This window comes from Dellaglioa sp. CoH-56-MRSF-13 (assembly GCF_056782095.1).
This window is the reverse complement of sequence record NZ_JBXAYC010000004.1, coordinates 146119-152407: the sequence shown is the minus strand read 5'-3', so window position 1 is coordinate 152407 and position 6289 is coordinate 146119. Positions and strand designations below refer to the sequence as shown.

The 6289-nt window shown below is 34.6% G+C and carries 7 protein-coding genes; 4 read left to right on the top strand and 3 right to left on the bottom strand.

Annotated features, from left to right (window positions below; genetic code table 11):
- Positions 1-101: 101 nt before the first annotated feature.
- A complete protein-coding gene (locus tag AC1RP1_RS05890; RefSeq protein WP_481761632.1) occupies positions 102-440 on the bottom strand; it encodes a hypothetical protein in 339 nt (112 codons plus the stop codon).
- A gap of 189 nt (positions 441-629) precedes the next feature.
- On the opposite strand from AC1RP1_RS05890, the gene AC1RP1_RS05885 reads away from it, so the two are divergent.
- From AC1RP1_RS05885 to manA, 3 genes are all read left to right on the top strand, one after another.
- Entirely contained in the window at positions 630-1283 is a 654-nt protein-coding gene (locus AC1RP1_RS05885) for a histidine phosphatase family protein (RefSeq protein ID WP_409022293.1), read from the top strand.
- 6 nt (positions 1284-1289) lie between these two features.
- Positions 1290-2300 carry a serine hydrolase domain-containing protein gene (locus AC1RP1_RS05880; RefSeq protein ID WP_481761633.1) on the top strand — a complete coding sequence of 337 codons (1011 nt, stop codon included), beginning with the start codon at positions 1290-1292 and terminating at the stop codon, positions 2298-2300.
- Positions 2301-2376: 76 nt separating this feature from the next.
- Positions 2377-3342: a mannose-6-phosphate isomerase, class I gene (manA, locus tag AC1RP1_RS05875; RefSeq protein ID WP_481761634.1), complete on the top strand. Its 966-nt coding sequence runs from the start codon at positions 2377-2379 to the stop codon at positions 3340-3342.
- 53 nt (positions 3343-3395) lie between these two features.
- On the opposite strand, the gene AC1RP1_RS05870 is transcribed toward manA, so the two are convergent.
- Positions 3396-4103, bottom strand: coding sequence for a type 1 glutamine amidotransferase (locus AC1RP1_RS05870; protein ID WP_409022296.1), 708 nt, complete (start codon positions 4101-4103; stop codon positions 3396-3398).
- A 2-nt stretch (positions 4104-4105) separates the two neighbouring features.
- The gene (locus AC1RP1_RS05865) at positions 4106-5452 is read right to left on the bottom strand and encodes a MurT ligase domain-containing protein (RefSeq protein WP_481761635.1); all 1347 of its coding nucleotides are present in this window, start codon (positions 5450-5452) and stop codon (positions 4106-4108) included.
- Between the two features lie 213 nt (positions 5453-5665).
- On the opposite strand from AC1RP1_RS05865, the gene AC1RP1_RS05860 reads away from it, so the two are divergent.
- Positions 5666-6247 carry a thymidine kinase gene (locus AC1RP1_RS05860; RefSeq protein ID WP_409022298.1) on the top strand — a complete coding sequence of 194 codons (582 nt, stop codon included), beginning with the start codon at positions 5666-5668 and terminating at the stop codon, positions 6245-6247.
- The last annotated feature ends 42 nt before the right edge of the window (positions 6248-6289 follow it).

The following is a 6289-nucleotide window of genomic DNA, read 5'->3' as shown; positions in this document are numbered from 1 at the left end:
TGTCTCCGATTGAATATCGAAAACATACCGACCAGATGATCGCTTAATATTTACTCCAACTTTTGGGGTTCACTTCAGAACCTGCTTAATCACTTTTTTGTTTAGACATTTTGTTCAAATGAAAGTTCAATTAAATATTTATCATGATGTGTCAGATACACGGTTGTTACCCAGACGTCCATATAGTCAGGGATGGAATGATCTAATTTATCGTTAAAGTAATCTAATAAATCACCGTGTTTTGAAACGAAATCATCAGTGAGACGATTAACAGTTAGTTTATCTGGTAAAAAATAAATATCAGCATCAGCTACTTTGACGCTTCCTGGTATGACGAGGGTTATTGAATTAGTATAGGTCAAGCGTGAAAAGAAAACGTCTTCTGGATGTCGTCTGACATAAGATAAGACGAAGAATATAGAATCTGAATTACTAGCCATAAGTGACACTCCCCATCTAAATGATTTACTTCATTATACCAATTTAAACGAAAATGTTTTGATTTATTTTATTATAGTCGTAGACAGACTAAATTTAAAAATATATTTTAGGTTTTTACTTAGGTAAAATCTTAATGGTAGCGTATACTTGAAGGTACAAATATAAACCATTTTATGGAGGTGCAGGCGATGAAGACAGTTCATTTTTATTTAGTAAGACATGGTCAAACACGATTGAACAGATTAAAGAGGCTACAAGGCGTGACTAATTCTCGTCTGACACACAAGGGGCGAGAGGCAGCTAGAAATTTGGGAACACAATTAAAAGATGTCTATTTTGAAGCCGTGTACACAAGTGACTTAAAACGAACGCAAGATACTGCGGACTTTATTCTTGAAAAGCATGACTCTTCGTTTGAATTTCAACCATTAAGAGGACTTCGAGAAGTCGATTTTGGTCGACTAGAAGAGATGAAAAATAAAGATTTAATTCCAATGCTTGTTAAAAAATTTGGTTTTTTTAAAGTGAGTCAGGCCGTTTTAGGGCATAATCGCTTTAGAAACTTAGTAAATATGTTCGCAGAGCTTGAAGGAACTAGCCAAGCTGAAACATATGATAAGATGACTAGTCGAATAATTGATACATTAACGGATATTGGGAATCAGTACCAGACGCAGGGAGGAAATATTTTAATTGTGTCTCATGGTCTTGTGTTATCAAGTTTTATCGACAGCTTAGAAAAAAATCAACTTCCAACGATGCTCTTGAAGAATGCTAGTGTTAGTAACGTTGATTTTAAAAAAGGTAAATTTACAATTGTGAAGATTAATCAAAAGGGGTGATTACGATTGCTATATCCTAAAACGATAAATAAAATTCGACAGTTAGTTAATGATGGTATTGTTCCTGGTGCTTCATATGGGGTTATCCATCATAATACAATTAGCAATCAAAACTATTTGGGATATTCGCAATTAGTCCCTGAAACTGAACAATTAGCTGACAATGCACTTTACGACGTTGCATCACTAACTAAAGTGATAGGAACAACAACTCTTATTTTAAAATTACAAGAAGAGGGTCGTTTGAATGTTGATGATTCCGTAAAAAAATACCTACCAAATTATCAGGACGAACGGGTGACTTTACGGCATATGTTGACGCATACGGCAGATTTTCAAGGGTATATTAAAAATCGAAATCAATTATCGGAACCAGATTTAAAACAAGCACTATTCGGACTAAGTAATGGTGAAAATCTTGGAAAAAAAGTTATTTATAGTGATATCGGACTAATTTTTTTAGGATATATTATTGAAAGTATTTTAAAAATTCCTGTTCAGCAAGCATTGCAGCAAGAAGTCTTAAATCCCTTAGGATTAACTGATAGTACTTTTAGTCCAAATATCTCAAGAAGTGTTCCAACTGAGATTATTCCTGACTTAGGTCTTTTAAAGGGTATTGTTCATGACCCCAAAGCACGGATTTTAAAAGAACATTGTGGATCGGCAGGGTTATTTTCCACTGTATCCGACTTATTACGATTTATGCAGTGGTTTATGTCAGATGGTCCTGAACGTCCAGTATTACGGCCGGAGACGACGCAAATGTTATTCTCAGATCAAACACCTACAAGAAGCTTGGGTCGTTCACTTGGCTGGGATCTTCGTGGAGATGGCGATTGCTTATCTGTCTATCATACTGGTTATACAGGAACATTTATAATAATGGATCAATCCATGCAAGACGGGTTGGTTGTCTTAACGAATAGGGTACATCCGACGAGTGATAATAGTCTCTATTTGGTAAAACGAGATGAAATTATAGAAAGCTTTTTAACGGAAAAAGCTGGATTGTAACCGATTAACATTCAAAAATGTAACCGCTTATGATAAAATAAACCAATAATATGTTTAACGAAGGAGAGAGCAACTAATGACAGAACCTTTATTCTTAAAACCTGTATTACAAGAAAAAATTTGGGGTGGTGATCATCTTAAAACGGTCTTTGGATATGATATTCCAAGTAATCATACTGGTGAACTTTGGGCTATTTCCGCACACTCACATGGCCCAAGTACTGTTTTGAATGGTCCATTTGCTGGCAAAACATTGAATGAAGTCTGGGATTCAAATCGTGAAGTTTTTGGTAATGCTAAAGGGGATGTTTTTCCACTTCTAACTAAAATTTTAGATGCTAATCAAGATTTATCAGTTCAAGTACATCCGGATGATACTTATGCAATGCAACATGAGCATGAACTTGGTAAAACAGAATGTTGGTATGTTATTTCAGCCGAACCTGGGGCAGAACTTATTTATGGGCACCATGCTAAAACACGTGAAGAATTAGCGGAAATGATTCATGACGAAAGATGGGATGATTTATTTACGCATGTACCTGTTAAAGCGGGAGATTTCTTTTATGTTCCTAGTGGTACAATTCATGCCATTGGTTCTGGTGTGATGGTCCTTGAAACGCAACAAAGTAGTGATACAACATATCGTGTTTACGATTTTGACCGTGTGGATGCAACAACGGGTAAGAAGCGTGACTTGCATATTCAACAATCGATTGATGTTACTAATGTGCCTAATAAAGTTCCTGAACTCGATATTCAAACAAAAATGGTCGGGGATGCCAAAGTAACAACCTTTGTTAAAACACCATTCTTTAGTGTTTATGAATGGTTGATTTCAAACGGATCAGCAAATTTTAAAAGAACAGTCGCACCTTATACTCTTGTTTCAGTTTTAAAAGGTGAAGGTCAGATTAAAGTCGATGATAAAATATATGATTTAAAAATGGGTATGCATTTTATTTTACCAAACGAAGTTAAAGAATGGACAATTACAGGTGATATGCAAATTATTGCATCAGAACCTGGAGAAAAAGCATAAAAAAATAAAGATTCAAACAATAATATACTATTGTTTGAATCTTTATTTTTTTACTAAAATGTTGGTTCGATAACGAGTGCTTCTTGTTGACTAAAATCAACATCTGGATATTTACGATGCAACGCAAGCAGTAGTAGACGTTTAGCTAATTCACCATTTCTTGTTAAGATTGGGCCATGGAAATATGAACCAAAAACGTTTTTGTAAATGACACCTTCTGAAGCATCACTACCATTATTACCTTTACCTTTTAACACTTTACCAAGTGGTCGTTCATCTTTACCGAGGAAGGTCATCCCGTTATGATTTTCAAAACCATGGTAAGTTTCACCGGTATCTTCATTTTGAATCGTAATATCTCCGATAAAACGATTGTCATCTTGTGTCTCTGTATAATGACTCATTGCACCAATGCCAGGAATTTTTTCACCATCAGCACCGACATAATATTGACCAAGTAATTGGTAACCGCCACAAATTGCGAGGAGGGGACCGTTATCTTCAATATAGTCGGTTAAGGCCTCTTTTTTGTCTTGAATATCTTTTGAGACAATTTTTTGTTCGAAATCTTGTCCACCACCAAAGAAAGTTAAGTCAAAATGATCTTTGTCAAAAGGTTGATCTAAACTGATGACTTCAGTTTGTAAGTCAGTATCCATTTGCTTGGCATAATATTCTAACACCAATAGGTTACCAACATCACCATAAGTATTTAATAAGTCACCATATAAATGGGCGACGTTTAAATGATATTTTGCCATTATTACATGCCCTCCTTGATATAACCATCATTAGCGAGTGATTTACGTAACTGTAAAACAGCTGTATAAGTGGCTAAAACGTAAATATGTTTTGTGGGGAAGGTTTTAAGTTGTTCGATAACTTTAGCAATGTCAGGTTCTTTAATTAATTGTTCATCTTTGACACCAGCGACCTTAAAACGGAATGAAACATCTTTATAACGTTCACCACCCGTCATGAATTGAGGAATGTTCATTTGTGTTAATTGTTCGAAATTCCCATCCCAAATCCAACTGGTATCAATACCATCTGCGTAATTTGCATTTAATAAGAAGGCCAACGAGAATGGTTCTGTATCTGTTGCAATCATATCTAGTACCTGATCGAGGCCAACTGGATTTTTAACTAAAACTAAGGTAATGTCTTTGTCTTCAACATGGATGACTTCTTGTCGACCAAAGACTTGCTCATCGTCTTCACTTAATGTATTACTAATTGTTGCAGGACCAACATTGAAGACACGACCAACTGCATAAGCAGCAAGGGCGTTGTAGATGTTATATAAACCGCCGACATGAATTTCCATGGGTTGTCCATCAACTATAAAGTGAGATGATGTGGGTGTTTGTTCTAAAAGTGATGTTAATTGGTAGTCTAATTTTGGACGACTAAAATGACAGTTTGGACAATAATATTTCCCGAGATTAGCATACGTACGGGTTTTATAATGTAAGATATGTTGACAAACTGGACAAAGAATCCCATCAGTATTCGTAGGTGCTAAACTTTCTGTTTCCTCTTCATGATTAAAACCGTAGAAAACAAAAGGATTTGGTAATTCAATTGAATGGAAAATGGGTGCATCACCATTTGCAATAATTGTTGCATTGGGTGCTAATTTAATCCCATCAATAATTTTTTTGTAAGTTGTATAAATTTCACCGTAGCGGTCCATTTGATCACGGAAAATATTTGTTAGAACAAATGCTTTAGGCGTGATGTATTGGGTTACTTTAATGACATTTGCTTCATCAACCTCAAGAACAGCAAGAGGACGCTCATTTTTTTTGCGCTTATCCGTTAGAAATGCTGTGATAATACCTTGTTCCATATTTGATCCAGCAGAGTTTGTTAAGATATGGTCATATTTAGCACCTAAAACCTTAACTGTTAAGGCGGTTGTTAAGGTTTTACCGTTGGTTCCAGTGATGACAATAACGTCATAATTAGCACCTAATGTTTTTAAAATTTCTGGATCTAACGCGGCAGTTATTTTGCCGGGTAGAGAGCTACCACCTTTTAGAAAGGTGTGCAAAAACCAATATGATGATTTCCCTGCGACAGTTGCTATTGAGCTTTTTATCGTCATTAAAATATCCTCCGTTTACAGAAAATTGACTACATAGGATAGAATCCACGTCATAGCCTACTTTACTGAATTTATATTATGTCTATAATAGCATAATTACAAAATTCTACATATAAAATGCCTAATATTAAGAAAAAATTTTTATTTAATGAAATCCAAGCTTAAATCGGATATACTTAAAGACGGAAATCTGAAAAACAGAAGAGGTTTATTATGGCGCAATTATTTTTTAAATACGGTGCAATGAATAGTGGTAAGACAATTGAAATCTTAAAAGTTGCGCATAATTATGAAGAACAAAATAAATCAGTTATTATTTTAACAAGTGGTGTGGATGACAGGGATGGTGTTGGATTTGTTTCAAGTCGAATTGGATTGAAACGTGAGGCGACACCTATTTTTGAAGAAACAAATGTCTTTGATTTAGTTCAACAGACTAATTCAAATGCTGCTTGTGTTTTAATAGACGAATCACAATTTCTAAAACAAGCACATATTATTCAATTAGCTAAAATTGTGGATGAATTAAATATTCCAGTTATGGCTTTTGGGTTAAAGAATGATTTTAAAAACGAATTGTTTGAAGGATCAAAATATTTATTATTATATGCTGACAAGATTGAAGAAATGAAAACAATTTGCTGGTTTTGTCATAAAAAGGCCATCATGAATTTACGTATTCATGATGGTAAACCTGTATATGCTGGCGAACAAATTTTAATAGGTGGTAATGAAGATTATTATCCAGTATGTCGTAAACATTATAACAATCCGTTGATGACACAATTACAATAATCAGATAGACTAGAAAGATAAAGAATTAAGAGGAGACAATAT